At 46.8% G+C, this 14,347-nt stretch carries 14 protein-coding genes; 10 read left to right on the top strand and 4 right to left on the bottom strand.

Translation table 11 applies throughout. The features are described from left to right. Window positions 1–356: 356 nt before the first annotated feature. On the top strand, window positions 357–1,250 hold the full coding sequence (locus GXP69_RS09210) for a 3-hydroxyacyl-CoA dehydrogenase family protein (RefSeq protein WP_163914636.1): 894 nt from the start codon (window positions 357–359) through the stop codon (window positions 1,248–1,250). 287 nt (window positions 1,251–1,537) lie between these two features. On the opposite strand, the gene GXP69_RS09205 is transcribed toward GXP69_RS09210, so the two are convergent. Continuing rightward, a complete protein-coding gene (locus GXP69_RS09205) occupies window positions 1,538–2,350 on the bottom strand; it encodes a 2,3,4,5-tetrahydropyridine-2,6-dicarboxylate N-succinyltransferase (RefSeq protein WP_163914633.1) in 813 nt (270 codons plus the stop codon). Between the two features lie 50 nt (window positions 2,351–2,400). Here GXP69_RS09205 and GXP69_RS09200 point away from each other — a divergent pair, with 50 nt between their 5' ends. The 9 genes from GXP69_RS09200 to mnmE all read left to right on the top strand — a co-directional run bounded on the left by GXP69_RS09200 (window position 2,401) and on the right by mnmE (window position 12,233). After that, window positions 2,401–3,540 (top strand): glycosyltransferase family protein, encoded by a 1,140-nt coding sequence (locus GXP69_RS09200; RefSeq protein WP_163914631.1) that lies wholly within the window; start codon window positions 2,401–2,403, stop codon window positions 3,538–3,540. A 76-nt stretch (window positions 3,541–3,616) separates the two neighbouring features. After that, entirely contained in the window at window positions 3,617–4,615 is a 999-nt protein-coding gene (locus GXP69_RS09195) for a 3-oxoacyl-ACP synthase III family protein (protein WP_163914629.1), read from the top strand. A gap of 104 nt (window positions 4,616–4,719) precedes the next feature. Then, the gene (locus GXP69_RS09190) at window positions 4,720–5,376 is read left to right on the top strand and encodes a metal-dependent transcriptional regulator (protein ID WP_163914627.1); all 657 of its coding nucleotides are present in this window, start codon (window positions 4,720–4,722) and stop codon (window positions 5,374–5,376) included. A gap of 7 nt (window positions 5,377–5,383) precedes the next feature. Beyond that, entirely contained in the window at window positions 5,384–6,319 is a 936-nt protein-coding gene (locus GXP69_RS09185) for a metal ABC transporter solute-binding protein, Zn/Mn family (protein ID WP_163914625.1), read from the top strand. A gap of 12 nt (window positions 6,320–6,331) precedes the next feature. Next, a complete protein-coding gene (locus GXP69_RS09180; RefSeq protein ID WP_163914623.1) occupies window positions 6,332–7,126 on the top strand; it encodes a metal ABC transporter ATP-binding protein in 795 nt (264 codons plus the stop codon). Window positions 7,127–7,270: 144 nt separating this feature from the next. Next, window positions 7,271–8,554 carry a metal ABC transporter permease gene (locus GXP69_RS09175; protein ID WP_163914621.1) on the top strand — a complete coding sequence of 428 codons (1,284 nt, stop codon included), beginning with the start codon at window positions 7,271–7,273 and terminating at the stop codon, window positions 8,552–8,554. 102 nt (window positions 8,555–8,656) lie between these two features. Next, a complete protein-coding gene (locus GXP69_RS09170; RefSeq protein ID WP_163914619.1) occupies window positions 8,657–9,529 on the top strand; it encodes a metal ABC transporter permease in 873 nt (290 codons plus the stop codon). A 55-nt stretch (window positions 9,530–9,584) separates the two neighbouring features. Next, complete coding sequence (locus GXP69_RS09165; RefSeq protein ID WP_163914617.1) at window positions 9,585–10,136, top strand: thioredoxin family protein; 552 nt, start codon at window positions 9,585–9,587, stop codon at window positions 10,134–10,136. Window positions 10,137–10,853: 717 nt separating this feature from the next. Then, a complete protein-coding gene (gene mnmE / locus GXP69_RS09160; protein ID WP_163914615.1) occupies window positions 10,854–12,233 on the top strand; it encodes a tRNA uridine-5-carboxymethylaminomethyl(34) synthesis GTPase MnmE in 1,380 nt (459 codons plus the stop codon). A 55-nt stretch (window positions 12,234–12,288) separates the two neighbouring features. On the opposite strand, the gene GXP69_RS09155 is transcribed toward mnmE, so the two are convergent. Genes GXP69_RS09155 through GXP69_RS09150 form a run of 3 tightly spaced genes read right to left on the bottom strand, consistent with a single transcriptional unit; the run spans window position 12,289 to window position 14,347 of the window. Beyond that, the gene (locus GXP69_RS09155) at window positions 12,289–13,095 is read right to left on the bottom strand and encodes a hypothetical protein (RefSeq protein WP_163914613.1); all 807 of its coding nucleotides are present in this window, start codon (window positions 13,093–13,095) and stop codon (window positions 12,289–12,291) included. After that, complete coding sequence (locus GXP69_RS18950) at window positions 13,092–13,262, bottom strand: hypothetical protein (RefSeq protein WP_204281968.1); 171 nt, start codon at window positions 13,260–13,262, stop codon at window positions 13,092–13,094. The genes GXP69_RS09155 and GXP69_RS18950 overlap by 4 nt, the downstream gene beginning before the upstream one ends. Before the next feature lie 2 nt (window positions 13,263–13,264). Then, window positions 13,265–14,347, bottom strand: a complete 1,083-nt coding sequence (locus GXP69_RS09150; RefSeq protein WP_163914611.1) for a toxic anion resistance protein — start codon at window positions 14,345–14,347, stop codon at window positions 13,265–13,267.

The following is a 14,347-nucleotide window of genomic DNA, read 5'->3' as shown; positions in this document are numbered from 1 at the left end:
AGTTGCACTTTTTTTGTTTAAGCTTTTACGCATATATATTGTAAAGGATTTATTAAATGCATATTTTTTTCATCCTTCAACAGTTGTTGCAACTTTAACCCAGTATTAAACTATAGCCAACTAACGTATATAAACAACTCATTTTAAGATGATTTAACCACCCCACTTCCTCCTTCTTTCTAGAGAAAAAACTTAAACATGAAAGTTCGATTTTACATCCGCAGAATTGTATCTGTGTAGCCCTAATGGATTGTCATTTTTTGAAGTATACCGTGAAATACAGTATTAATTCCGAAGAATATTAGATTTTATTTTAGCTTTGTATGCTTTACAAAAATTACGAACCCGCAATTCCTATGAACAAAATAGCAGTTATTGGCTCCGGCACGATGGGCAACGGTATTGCCCACGTATTTGCGCAAAATGGCTTCCAGGTATCACTTGTAGATATTTCGCATGATGCTTTAAATAAGGCTCTGGCAACAATCTCAAAAAACCTGGACCGCATTATTGCCAAAGGCAACCTTACCGAAGAGCAGAAAACACAGACATTAGGTAACATTACCACCTTTACCAACATGCAGGAAGGTGTGCAGGATGCAGACCTGGTAGTAGAAGCTGCCACCGAAAATGTGGACTTGAAACTAAAGATCTTCCGTGACCTGGATACATTTGCGAAACCAGAAGCTATTCTTGCCAGCAACACATCCTCTATCTCCATTACTAAAATTGCCTCGGTTACCAATCGACCTGAAAAAGTAATTGGCATGCACTTTATGAACCCTGTTCCGGTAATGAAACTGGTGGAAGTGATCCGTGGTTACTCTACTACCGATGAAGTTACGCAGCAGATCATGGAGTTGTCGAAGAAATTAGGCAAAGTTCCTGCAGAGGCGAACGACTACCCAGGCTTTGTGGCGAACCGTATCCTGATGCCGATGATTAACGAAGCGATCTATAGTTTATACGAAGGCGTTGCTGGTGTAGAAGAAATCGATACGATCATGAAGTTAGGAATGGCACACCCAATGGGCCCACTACAGTTAGCAGACTTTATTGGCCTGGATGTGTGCTTGTCTATCCTGAATGTGCTGCACGATGGCTTCGGCAACCCGAAATACGCACCATGCCCGCTACTGGTAAACATGGTACAGGCTGGCCACAAAGGTGTAAAGACCGGACAAGGCTTCTATAGCTGGACACACGGCACCAAAGACCTTATAGTTGCTGACCGTTTTAAGAAGAAGTAATTGTTAAATGGCTGGATGGTTAAATTGTTGAGTGATTTAACTGTCGCAGAATTTAAACTATAGTTAGAGCCGCTGCAGGGTAAACTTGCAGCGGCTTTATTGTTTATCTGAAGCAGGATTTTCAGGATTTAAGGATTGGCAGGATGATGTGTATTGACCTTTATTATAATATCTTTAAACCAACTATAAACATAAGAGCCTTCACCACTCAGGCAAAGGCTCTTATGTTTATAGTTGATTACTATTATGAATTCAGGTCAACAATTTAACCACTCAACAATTAACAATTAAACCGCTACCGCATTTTCGCGCAGCGCGTCGTTCAGTGAAGTTTTCAGGTCAGTGCTTTCTTTACGCTGGCCGATGATCAGGGCGCAAGGCACCTGGAAATCGCCTGCCGGGAATTTTTTGGTGTAAGAACCAGGAATTACAACCGAACGTGGCGGCACATAGCCTTTGTATTCTTTCGGCTCGCTGCCTGTTACGTCGATGATCTTGGAGCTACCAGTTATCGTGACACCGGCACCAATCACAGCCTCGCGGCCAATGCGGCAACCTTCCACCAGGATACTTCTTGAGCCGATAAAGGCATTGTCTTCGATGATAACCGGGGCAGCCTGAACAGGCTCCAGTACACCACCCAGACCAACGCCACCACTCAGGTGCACGTTTTTGCCTACCTGCGCGCAGCTACCAACTGTTGCCCAGGTATCTACCATCGTTCCTTCGCCTACATAAGCGCCAATGTTCACGTATGATGGCATCATGATAACCCCCTTCTCCAGGAACGAGCCATAACGCGCAATAGCATGAGGCACTACACGCACGCCCTGTGCTGCATAGTTGGTTTTAAGCGCAATCTTATCGTGAAATTCAAAAGGACCTACTTCTATGGTTTTCATGGCCTGAATCGGGAAGTACATCAGCACGGCTTTCTTTACCCACTCATTCACCTTCCACTCGTCGCCATTTGGCTCTGCTACGCGCAGGCGGCCTTTGTCAAGTTCTTCTATTACAGCGCGTACTGCATCTACAGTAGCCTGTTCTTTTAGCAGGTCTCTGTTTTCCCAGGCCTGTTCTATTATCGTCTGAAGCGCCATCTATAATATAGTTGATGTTGAATAATGCGTAAAAGTATTAAATTTAACCGATGTCTGAAAAGAGAATTCTGCTGGCTTCGCTGCTAAAACCCGTGAACGACACCCGTATGTACGGGAAGTTGGGGCTATCGCTGTGCAAGTTACCGGAGGTGCAGGTGCATGTTGCAGGCTTCACAGCCCCTCTTCCTGCAGAGGCTCCAAATAACCTTCACTTCCACCCGATCTTTTCCTTTAAAAGACTGAGCAATGGCAGGTTTATAGCGCAGCAAAAGTACTGGCAGCTACTCAAAACGGTTAAGCCAGACCTGCTTATAGTTTGCACACATGAGCTACTCTTGCTTTCGTGGCTGTATTGCAAAAACCATAGTTGCAAACTGATCTATGATGTGCAGGAAAACTATAGATTAAACCTTACCGCGCAGGATACTTACAACCCTATCCTGAAAAACTTGTTAGCAAAAGGCGTACGGACGATTGAAAACCTGACTGCATCAACTATAGCACACTTCTTTTTGGCTGAGCAGAGTTATGTAAAAGAGTTACCTTTTATAGATGATCGGTATACTATAGTTGAAAACAAGTATAAACCAGCCCCGAACTATAAGCCAAGGCCTACGCCGGTGAACTTAAAACCCGGACCTTTGAAGCTGCTCTACTCGGGCACCATCTCGGGCATCTATGGCATTTTTGAAGCGGTGGAACTGGCTAATAACTGGCATAAGCTTAACGCGCAGGTAACCTTAACAATTATCGGGTATTGTGCCCACAAGCCAACCCTGCAAAAGCTAAAGCAAACTATAGCTGACAAACCTTACATTACCTTAATCGGCGGCGACAAGCTGGTACCGCATCCAGAGATATTAAAAGCCATCACAACACACGATTTGGGCTTGCTGCCGTATCAGCCTAACGAGAGTACTTGCCGATGCATCCCTACCAAACTATACGAGTATATGGCATATGGCTTACCAGTACTGATGCAGCACAACAAACTATGGGATGACATCCTGACAGCAAACAATTCAGGCTTAAGCATAAACTTTAACAACACAACTACAGAAACCATAGAACCAGATATTTACAACAGTTCTTTTTACACAAACGGAATACCTAAAAACGTATTCTGGGATACTGAAGAACGGAAGCTTTTAACGATCACAAGCCAGGTTTTACAGCAAAACCAACTATAAAAACCAGAGAAAAATATTTTTAGACGAATCTAAATTTAAAAATAAACAGTATATTTGAACATTAACAACTATAACTATGCGCAATTCAAAAATAGCTGGCGTTGGCCATTATGTACCTGAAAAAGTGGTTACCAATAAAGACCTGGAGCAGATAATGGATACTTCGGATGAATGGATCCGTGAGCGCACAGGGATAGTGGAGCGTCGCTACTTTACTGAAGGAACCGACACTACTGCCAACATGGGAGCAAACGCAGCCCGTATGGCCCTAAAAAACGCCGGCCTGGAGGCTTCTGACCTCGACATGATCATCTTCGCTACGCTTAGCCCTGATTATGTGTTCCCGGGTTCGGGTGTGTTGTTGCAGCGTGAACTGGGCCTAAAAGAAATTCCTGCCCTGGATGTGCGTAACCAGTGCTCCGGCTTCGTGTATGCCCTATCAGTTGGCGACCAGTTCATCAAAACCGGCATGTACAACAATGTGCTTGTAGTTGGCTCAGAGATTCATTCCAGCGGTCTGGACTTCTCTACACGTGGGCGTAACGTATCGGTTATTTTTGGGGATGGCGCAGGCGCTGTAGTCCTTACTCCTTCTGAGAGCACAGACAAAGGCATACTTAGCACACACCTGCATGCCGATGGAGAGTTTGCTGAAGAACTGGCAACTATAGACCCAGGTAGCAAAAAGAAAGACCGCCTGACGCACCAGATGATCGATGAGGGAACCATCTTCCCTTACATGAATGGTAACATGGTGTTTAAGCATGCGGTTACCCGCTTTCCGGAAGTGATTGAAGAAGCACTTAACAAGAACGGCTATAAAGCATCTGATATAGATATGCTTATACCTCACCAGGCCAACCTGCGCATCACGTCTTACATACAGCAAAAAATGGGACTATCGCCGGACAAGGTAATGAGCAACATCCATAAGTATGGTAACACAACAGCAGCCTCGGTACCACTCGCGCTGAGCGAAGCCGTACAGGAAGGCCGCATTAAAGAAGGTGACCTGGTTTGTATGGCAGCGTTCGGCAGCGGCTTCACCTGGGCATCTGCGCTTATCCGTTGGTAGGTTTAAAGAATTATGAATGCTGAATTATGAATTATGAATTGTGAGAGTGGAGACTTGGCGTTTCTCATTCATAATTTATAATTCATAATTCATAATTACTCAAAATGAGCCACAGCTTTACAGAAGAGAATTACATAAAGGCGATCTATAAGTTATCGAATGGGCGGGATGGCGTAAACACCAATGCCATTGCCGATGCGCTGGAAACAAAGGCTGCTTCGGTAACCGATATGCTGCGCAAGCTTAGCGCCAAAGGGCTTGTAGATTACGTGAAGTACAAGGGCGTATCGCTGACGGATGCCGGAGAGCGCGTTGCACTGCAGGTAATTCGCAAGCACAGACTTTGGGAAGTGTTTCTGGTGGATAAGCTGAAGTTTAACTGGGACGAAGTGCACGAAGTGGCTGAAGAACTGGAGCACGTAAGCTCCGAGCTGCTCACCCGCCGCTTAGATGAGTTCCTGGGTTACCCGCAGTTCGATCCGCATGGAGATCCGATTCCGTCTGAAGACGGCAAACTGAAACTGAAGCCGCAGAAGTTGCTGGCCGAGATGGAAGTGCAGGATTCGGGGGTGGTAGTGGGCGTTAATGACTCGCAACCTTTGTTCCTGCAGTACCTCGATAAGATGGGCATTTTTCTGGGAGCTAAAATTAAAGTAATAGATAAGATCCCTTACGATAGTTCCCTGGAGATCAACATAGAAAACAAAAAAGACCTGGTAGTATCCAGCGAAGTAGCGCGAAACATTTTCCTGTCTGCTTAGCATTTTTATGAACGCGTACCGTACCTCCCTCCTGACCTTACTGTTGCTGTGCCTGCTGTGTTTTGGCTGTGCTCAAACTATAGACAAAGGTCCTGTGCCCGAAGGCAAGAAAATGTATGTGGTAACTACTACGGGGATACTGGGCGATGCGGTAAAGAACATAGTTGGTAATGCTGCTACTGTTGATGCGATTATGGGTAGCGGTGTAGACCCGCACCTGTACAAGGCCACACAAGGCGACCTGCAGAAACTGACCGATGCCGACGCTATAGTTTACAATGGCCTGCACCTGGAAGGTAAAATGGGGGAAGTACTCGGCAAGCTCGATCGCTTTAAAACTGTAATAACAGGTAGTGCAAGCATACCGGAGCAGCAACTGCTACGCTCTCAGGCCTTCGCCGACAGCCACGACCCGCATATTTGGTTTGATGTGCAACTATGGCAATTGGTGGTACAGCACGTTGCTGCTGAGCTCCAAAAGAAGGACCCGAAAAACGCTGAACTATACGCCCGAAATGCACAGACTTACCTGGGCAAACTGGGACAACTCCATGCCAGCACCAAACAAGCCATTGCATCTATCCCTGAACAACAACGCATCCTGATCACGGCACACGATGCTTTTGGCTATTTCGGTAAGGCTTACGGAATAGAAGTGCGCGGTTTACAGGGCATCTCAACTGTGTCGGAGTTCGGGTTGCAGGATGTGTCGCGGCTGGTAAACTTTATAGTTGACCGTAAGATAAAAGCAGTGTTTGTAGAATCATCAGTATCGCCGAAAGCTATCGAAGCAGTTGTAATAGGCAGCAAGCAAAAAGGCCATGAAGTACGCATTGGCGGCACTCTTTACTCTGATGCGCTGGGCAAAGCAGGCACACCGGAAGGCACTTATATTGGCATGGTTGAGTATAACGTAAACAACATTGTATCGGCTTTAAAATAAAATAATTACCCCATGATACTTCATGTAGAACATCCGGTAGTAGAAGTGCACGACCTAACTGTTAGTTATGAGCGGAAGCCAGTGCTTTGGGGCATTGACCTAACCTTGCCCGCCGGCTCGCTGGTTGGTGTTATTGGTCCGAATGGGGCAGGAAAATCTACCCTGATCAAAGCTATTATGGATCTGTTGCCGGCAAGCAGTGGGTATGTTCGCATCTTCGATGAGCCGATAAAACAGGTGCGTAAACGCATTTCCTATGTGCCACAACGCGAGTCTGTAGACTGGGACTTCCCGGCTTCGGTATTTGATGTAGTGCTGATGGGGCGTTATGGCAACCTGGGTTTGTTTAACCGGCCGCGCAAAGCTGATAAGGACGCTGCCATGCAGGCGCTCGAAAAAGTGGGCATGCAGGCTTTTGCAAACCGCCAGATCTCACAACTATCGGGTGGGCAACAGCAGCGTGTATTTCTGGCAAGAGCACTGGCCCAGAATGCCGACATCTATTTTATGGATGAGCCTTTTGCCGGCGTAGACATTGCCACCGAAACAGCCATTATAGAACTATTAAGAACAATGCGCGAGCAGGGTAAAACGGTTATAGTTGTGCACCACGACCTGCAATCGGCAAGCCAGTATTTTGACTGGGTAATTTTACTGAACATGCGTCTTGTGGCATCCGGCCCGACAGAACAGGTACTTACGCAGGAACTACTCGAACAAACTTACGGCGGAAAGCTAACTGTGCTCAGTAAAGTGGGCGACCTGCTCCGCAAACAGGAATTCCCAGTGAGAGAGAAAAGAAGTTAGAAAGGTGATTTTAGTTTAGGAGTTTAGGAGTTTTAGAATTGTAGAGACGTAATACGTTGCGTCTTTTACGCCAGGAGACATAACAATTCAACCTCTAACCATCAACAATTTAACAAATAACAACCAGCAACCAACAACTATAGCATGAACGATTTTGTGGAGTTCTTTTCGTTTGTTGATGCCAACATACGGTATGTAACGTTGGGCTCTGTGCTGTTAGCAGCCAGTTCGGCGGTGGTGGGCTGCTTTACATTGCTGCGTAAAAGAGCGCTGGTTGGCGATGCGGTGGCCCATTCAGTTTTGCCTGGGGTGTGTCTGGCATTTATACTTTCAGGCACTAAAAACCCGCTTATTTTATTGGTAGGTGCGTTTGTAACAGGCTGGCTTTCGCTGGTATCTATAGATTATATTACAGCCCGCTCACGCATAAAAGAAGATACTGCTATCGGGCTGGTGCTGTCGGTATTCTTTGGAATCGGTATTTTGCTGCTAACGTCCATACAACATTCCGGCGATGCTGCGCAAAGTGGCCTCGATAAGTTCCTGTTTGGCAAGGCAGCTTCACTTGTTGGTGAAGACCTGATCGTATTCAGCGCCGTAGCTATCGTTTTGCTTATCACCACCATCCTTTTTTATAAAGAGCTAAAGCTGCTTTGTTTTGATGAAGTTTACGCCAAAAGCATCGGCTTCCCGGTACGGTCGCTAGAGCTGTTACTTACTACGCTTACGGTATTTGCAGTAGTAGTGGGCATTCAGGCTGTTGGAGTAGTACTGATGGCAGCGATGCTGATAACGCCGGCTGCAGCTGCACGCTTCTGGACTGAACGGCTTGGTGTAATGCTGGTATTGGCAGCGCTTATTGGTGCTTTCTCGGGTATTGCAGGAGCATTTGTTTCTTACACCGCCCCTGCCATGCCAACAGGCCCCTGGATCGTGCTGATTGTGTCGATGATCGCTATTATCTCGTTCGCATTGGCACCAAAACGCGGCTGGGTAGCCCGCTTATTAAGACAGCGTAAAAACAAAACACAGATACTGGAAGAGAACCTGCTGAAATTGCTTTACCAGCTCGGCGAGGCACACGAAGACTACTTCAGTAACCGAAACCTGGAATCAATACTGGAGCGCCGCAACTTCCCGAAAAGGCAGGCGCTTGCTGGGCTGGCAAAACTGAAACGGCAAGGCTACATTCAACGCCACCCGGACGGCTGGTCGCTTACTATTGAGGGCGAGGCGCGCGGCAAGCGGGTAGTGCGCCTGCACCGCCTGTGGGAACTATACTTAACGCAGTACTTGCAACTTGCCAGCGACCATGTACACGAAGATGCTGAAACAATTGAACACATCATCACCCCCGAACTGGAGAAGCGACTAATGGAAGAACTCAATTACCCTGCCCTGGACCCACACCAGACGCGAATCCCATAGTTCTTTTTAATTATGAATGATGAATTAAGAATTATGAATGGAAAGGTGTAATAACACAGCGGCAAACAACAATTTAACAACCAACAATTTAGCAATTAAGAATTGAACGCTTTCTGGATCATATTAACCGGCTCATTGGTGGCAACCTGCTGTAGTTTGCTGGGTTGTTACCTGATACTCCGTCGCATGGCCATGGTGGGCGATGCCATTTCGCATGCCGTGTTGCCAGGTATTGTTATTGCCTTTTTGTTCACTGGCTCCCGCGATTCGTTACCTATGATCATTGGTGCTGGTTTGCTGGGCGTGATCACCACCTTCCTGATCGAGTTTTTTCACCGCTATGCACGTGTACAGGCCGATGCTTCTATTGGCATTACGTTTACCTGGCTTTTTGCGATCGGCATTATTCTGATCTCCGTTTTTGCAGGCCAGGTAGACCTGGACCAGGATTGCGTGCTTTACGGCGAAATTGCCTACGTGCCATTGGATCTCTGGATTACCGATAACAACCTGAGCTATGGCCCGCGCACGATCTGGACCTTAGGTTTTGTTACCTTACTGATCATTGCCGTTATCGTTTTAGGCTACAAGGAGCTGTTTTTAACGGCTTTCGATCCGGCTTATGCTGCGGCAATTGGCATTTCCACATCGGTTTGGTATTACCTGCTCATGACGGCCGTATCCCTGACTACAGTTGCTTCGTTTGAGTCGGTAGGTGCTATTCTGGTAGTAGCATTTCTGGTTGGCCCGCCGGCCACAGCTTACCTGCTTACCGATAATTTTAAAAAGATGCTGGTGTTGTCTGTACTGATCGGAATTGTAACGTCTATAGTTGGGTATTACCTGGCTTTCTGGCTCGATGGCTCTATTGCAGGTGCCATGGCAACTATAACAGGCCTCGCATTTTTACTGGCCTTCCTGTTTTCGCCAACGCACGGACAATTTTTTAAGCGGCGTAAAGTTATTCCAGCATAGCAGGTTCTGAAACATTTCCGGCCCAAACTTTGTGATAGAGAAAACCAACCCCAACATGAAAAGAAACACATATACGCTTTTTGCACTTTTGGCATTGCTGATCGGCGTTTCAGCTTTTAAGATGGCTGATAACTCTGGTAAAACGCAGGATAAGCCCGCCAAAGGCGAAACTATAAAATGGATGACGCTTGCAGAGGCTGAAGCCAAAACAAAGAAAGAACCCCGCAAAATTTTTATCGACGTGTATACAGACTGGTGCGGCTGGTGCAAAAAGATGGACAAAGACACCTTTTCTGATCCGGAGATAGCAGCCTACGTGAATAAAAACTTTTACGCAGTAAAGCTAAATGCTGAGGGTAAAGAACCTATCACCGTAGGCGGCCACACTTTTACCTATAAGCCGGAGTATAAAGTGCATGAACTGGCCATTGCCTTACTTAACGGCCAGATGAGCTACCCCACCACTGTTTACCTGGACGAGAAAATGAATATGCTCTCCCCTGTTCCGGGCTACCTCGATAAAAAGAACTTCACCAAAATCATCCGCTACTTCGGCGAGAACCACCACAAAACCATGAGTTGGGCGGAGTATGAGAAAAGGAAGTAGCTATGTTTAGTTGCCTGAATCAGGATTTACTGGATTTGATCTATAGTTCTAAAGTCACTACATCAACACCCCTGTAGTCCCCTCAAGGGGACACTTTCTGTTATTACTGTAGCTAAGCGATAGTTCTATAGTTTAGGTTTGTCATACCCCTTCGCCCCCTCAAAAGGAGACTTTTTCTGCTATAGCCAAATCAAAAGCTATCGTTCTATAGTTACAGCCTATGATTCGGACAGGTCGCGACCTGTCCCTACGGAAAAATGACCACGAGAAAGCCACAGAACTATAGCTATTCAAACTATAGGAACTATAGCTATCGAAGGATTTCAGTCTTTGGGTTGAGCGCCTTTGACTTGTTGCGGTGCCGCAGGCAATCCGACGCAGGAGGATAGCAAGAAGGCAGCAGTGCGATGCCCAAAGACGAGGCCTCGCGGCCGTGAGCGCACCAAAGTAACTATGACAACTATAGGCTATTAGAGCTCCCAGGATGAAGGGTAACTATAGCATGAACTGCTTGTGGCAAGTAGCAACTAAAGGTAGCTATAGGTCATATAAGATGTCTCGACTTCGCTCGACATGACGGTAGAGAACTATAACATTAAACGCTCCGAGGTGCAAGCACGCTCGGAGGTTTTCCCAACTTATAGTTAACTATAACTCAACTAAAACCACTACATCAGAATAACTTTGTAAATTTGCATTCTGATAAAAAGAACTGATTTGAATCCGCATATACTTACTAACGATACCATTGTAGCAGTAGCTACCGCTTCCGGAGCCGGAGCTATTGCTGTTATTCGCCTGTCCGGGCCCGATGCTGTAACGATAACGCAGCGTGTGTTTAAAGGCAAGAATCTCGAACAGCAGACATCACATACCATACATTTCGGTACTATCCGCGACGAAGATAAAATTGTAGACGAAGTGCTGGTGTCGCTGTTTAAAGCGCCTCACTCCTACACAAAAGAGAATGTGGTAGAGATCTCGTGCCACGGGTCTGATTACATTGTGCAGCAAATTGTGAAGCTACTCCTGAAGCAAGGTGCACGTTTAGCCAATGCCGGTGAGTTTACAAAGCGCGCTTTCCTAAACGGGCAGTTTGACCTGGCGCAGGCCGAAGCAGTGGCTGACCTGATCGCTTCAGACTCGGCTCTGTCGCATGAGGTGGCGATGAAACAGATGCGTGGCGGTTTTTCGCAGGAGATTAAACGACTGCGCGCTGAACTGGTGCATTTTGCCTCCATGATTGAACTGGAACTGGACTTTGGCGAAGAAGACGTGGAGTTTGCTGACCGCGACCAGCTACGCAACCTGATCCTGAACATACAGCGCATCATCCGCGAACTGCTTAAATCGTTTGAACTGGGTAACGTGATCAAGAATGGTGTACCGACGGTTATAGTTGGAAAACCAAACGCTGGTAAGTCTACGCTGCTTAATGAGCTGCTGAACGAGGAAAAAGCCATTGTATCGGATGTGCCGGGTACTACGCGCGACTTTATCGAAGATGAGATCAGCCTGGGTGGTGTTACGTTCCGCTTTATAGATACTGCCGGCCTTCGTGAAACGACCGATAAGGTGGAAGCCATTGGTGTGGAGCGTACCATGCAGAAACTGAATCAGTCGTCGCTGATTATTTACCTTTTCGATATTACATCCACCACACCTCAAGAGGTATTACAGGAAATTGCAGAGCTGAATCCGAAAAACCTGCCTCTCCTTCCTGTAGCGAATAAAATAGACGAAGCATCTGCCGAAACGCTTGCTGCTTTTGATACACTGGAGGGATTAGTTAAGATTTCGGCTGCAGAGGGTGCTAACATGGAGGCCCTGAAAGAAGCACTGATAGAGAAAGTGAACCTCGGCAAACTGAATACCCAGCAGCAAACTATAGTTACCAACCTGCGCCACGTAGACAGCCTGAATAAAACTTACTCCGCACTGGATGATGTGCTGAACGGTCTGGCATTAGGCATGAGCGGCGACCTGGTAGCAGCCGATATCCGTAGAGCACTCTATAGTTTGGGCGAGATTACCGGAGAGATCACCACTGACGATCTGTTAGACAATATCTTTACCAAGTTCTGTATTGGCAAATAAACCAAACGCCTGATCATAAACCGGTCAGGCGTTTTTATTTAAACTATAGCTTAAGCTAATTTCGGTTCCGGAACATGCGAACTGGGTACAGGCGCGCTTCTTCCAGGCAGACCACGTAAAGGCTGCCGTTCCAGTGGATGACCGGCACCAGTTCAGCCATGTTGTGGCTATGACCGGGAAACAAAACCATGGTATTTCCAATGTAGCTGATGTGATGAATACCCAGCTTTTCTGAGACGTATTTTATAAAAGCATCTTTCTCTTCCTGATCCGAAGTATAGCCTATTTCATGGGTTCGTTGTACATCCGGCGTTTCCACTTTCAGGTACACAATACGCGAGTAAGTATTCAGGGCGATCTCTGGTAATCCAAGTTTCGGTACGCTTGAGATAGATTGCTTTGTGTCTTCAAACACCTGCTGGCTTACTATACGGTTAAGTGCACGATGGTTGTGTCCGTTCTTATTATCGCGTTTAAACGGGTTGGCTATAGTTCTTCTTGCTTCTGCAACCACTGGCTCCTGCTGTACGTCGTGGTGCAGCTGATGCACATTCATGATCACGGTAAAAGTGTTCAGGAAATGGTCGGTGTGCTGCAGGTGGAAAAGCTCTAACTCATGCCCCCTGCCTCTTTCGACCAGGTACGTATGGATGCGCCTTGTTTTGTGATACACCTGCTCTATCTGCCGGAGGTGTGGCGTGTTTTTATACTGCGTACCCAGCAGCTTCAGCGCCTGCAGTCGCCGGTTAGATTCCTGAATATAGGGCAGTTCGTTTACAGGTATATTGCCTGGTAGCCCTACTACTTTCCTGTTACTGCCCGCTTTTTTACTCCCGAAAAGGGAACGCCAGAAACCGCTCATTTCGTGAGAATCTTTTTCAGATGCTGTGTTTCGATCTCGACCTGCACTTTTTCGGCAGCTTTCAATTCGTTATAGATCTCGTCCAGCCGTTTTACATACAAATCAAGAATGGCTTCCTGCTCCTGCGTCAGGATGTTGTTTTGGTGGTGCTTTTTATCGTCGGGCATTATCAGGTCTCGATCTGTTTGGATTTGCTGAAGGAGTTAATGATTTTGGTGTTGAGTTCTTCCTGTACGGCGGCCAGTTCTTTTACAGCTTCCTGTCTTTTCTTGGCCCCTTCTTCCGATATTTTCAGTACCGCATCCAGTGTTTCCACCATATCACGGTTCACTTTTTTAAGGGTTTCGACATCCACAATGCCGCGCTCGTTTTCCTGGGCAGCATTTATCACATTGCCCTTAAGCAGCTCAGAATTCTTACGGAGCATTTCGTTGGTAGTATCCGTTACTTTTTTCTGTATCTCAAGTGCTTTCCGCTGTTTTTCCAGGCCAAGCGCAATGGCTACCTGTTGCCGCCAAACCGGGATTACGGTAACGATGGAGTTCTGGATTTTCTGAGCCAGCACATCGTTTGTAGTCTGTATCATCCGTATCTGCGGCATCGACTGTGTGGCTATAGTATGAGAGAGCGTGAGATCGTGAACTTTCTTCTCGAGCCGGTCTTTAAAAGCCACCAGGTCGCTGAGGCGCTGCACAAGCAGTTCGTCCTGATTACTGGCTTCCACCTCAGCCTGTAGTTTCGGAATCTGCTCGTTCTCCAGTTCGGCAATCTTCATTTTACCGGCAGCAATCACAGCGCGCACTTCGTGTATATATTCCACGGCCTGGTTAAACATCACCTCCAGGCTGGTAGAGTCTTTCAGCACACTCTGGCGGGTTTTCTCCAGCTTCACCACCACATCATCCACGTTATCCGATATGTTGTTGTATTGTATGGCCAGGCGCTTGGTGCGGTCTTTTATTTTTTTGGCGAAAGGAAGTCGGGCAAAAAAGCCGGGTTTCTCTTCCTCGTCAATCTTGATCATGTTGATCTGGGTGAGCAGTTCGTTGATGGCTTCGCCCGCATCGCCGGCATCTTTGGCTTTCACTTTGGTGAGCAGCTCGTTGGAATAATAGCCGAGTTTACGTTGTGTTTCCACACCAAAGTTGGTGAGTGTTTCGGGTTTGGCAGGATCTATCGTGTTGGATAGTTCACGGGCTTTCTGCTCCAGCTGGGTGTTGTTTTCGGCTTTGGTCAGGTTGGTGTTTTCCAT

The organism is Pontibacter burrus, assembly GCF_010686685.1.
Classification (GTDB): domain Bacteria; phylum Bacteroidota; class Bacteroidia; order Cytophagales; family Hymenobacteraceae; genus Pontibacter; species Pontibacter burrus.
Note: the sequence above shows the minus strand (reverse complement) of the source record. Positions and strands in the feature narration are given on the sequence as shown.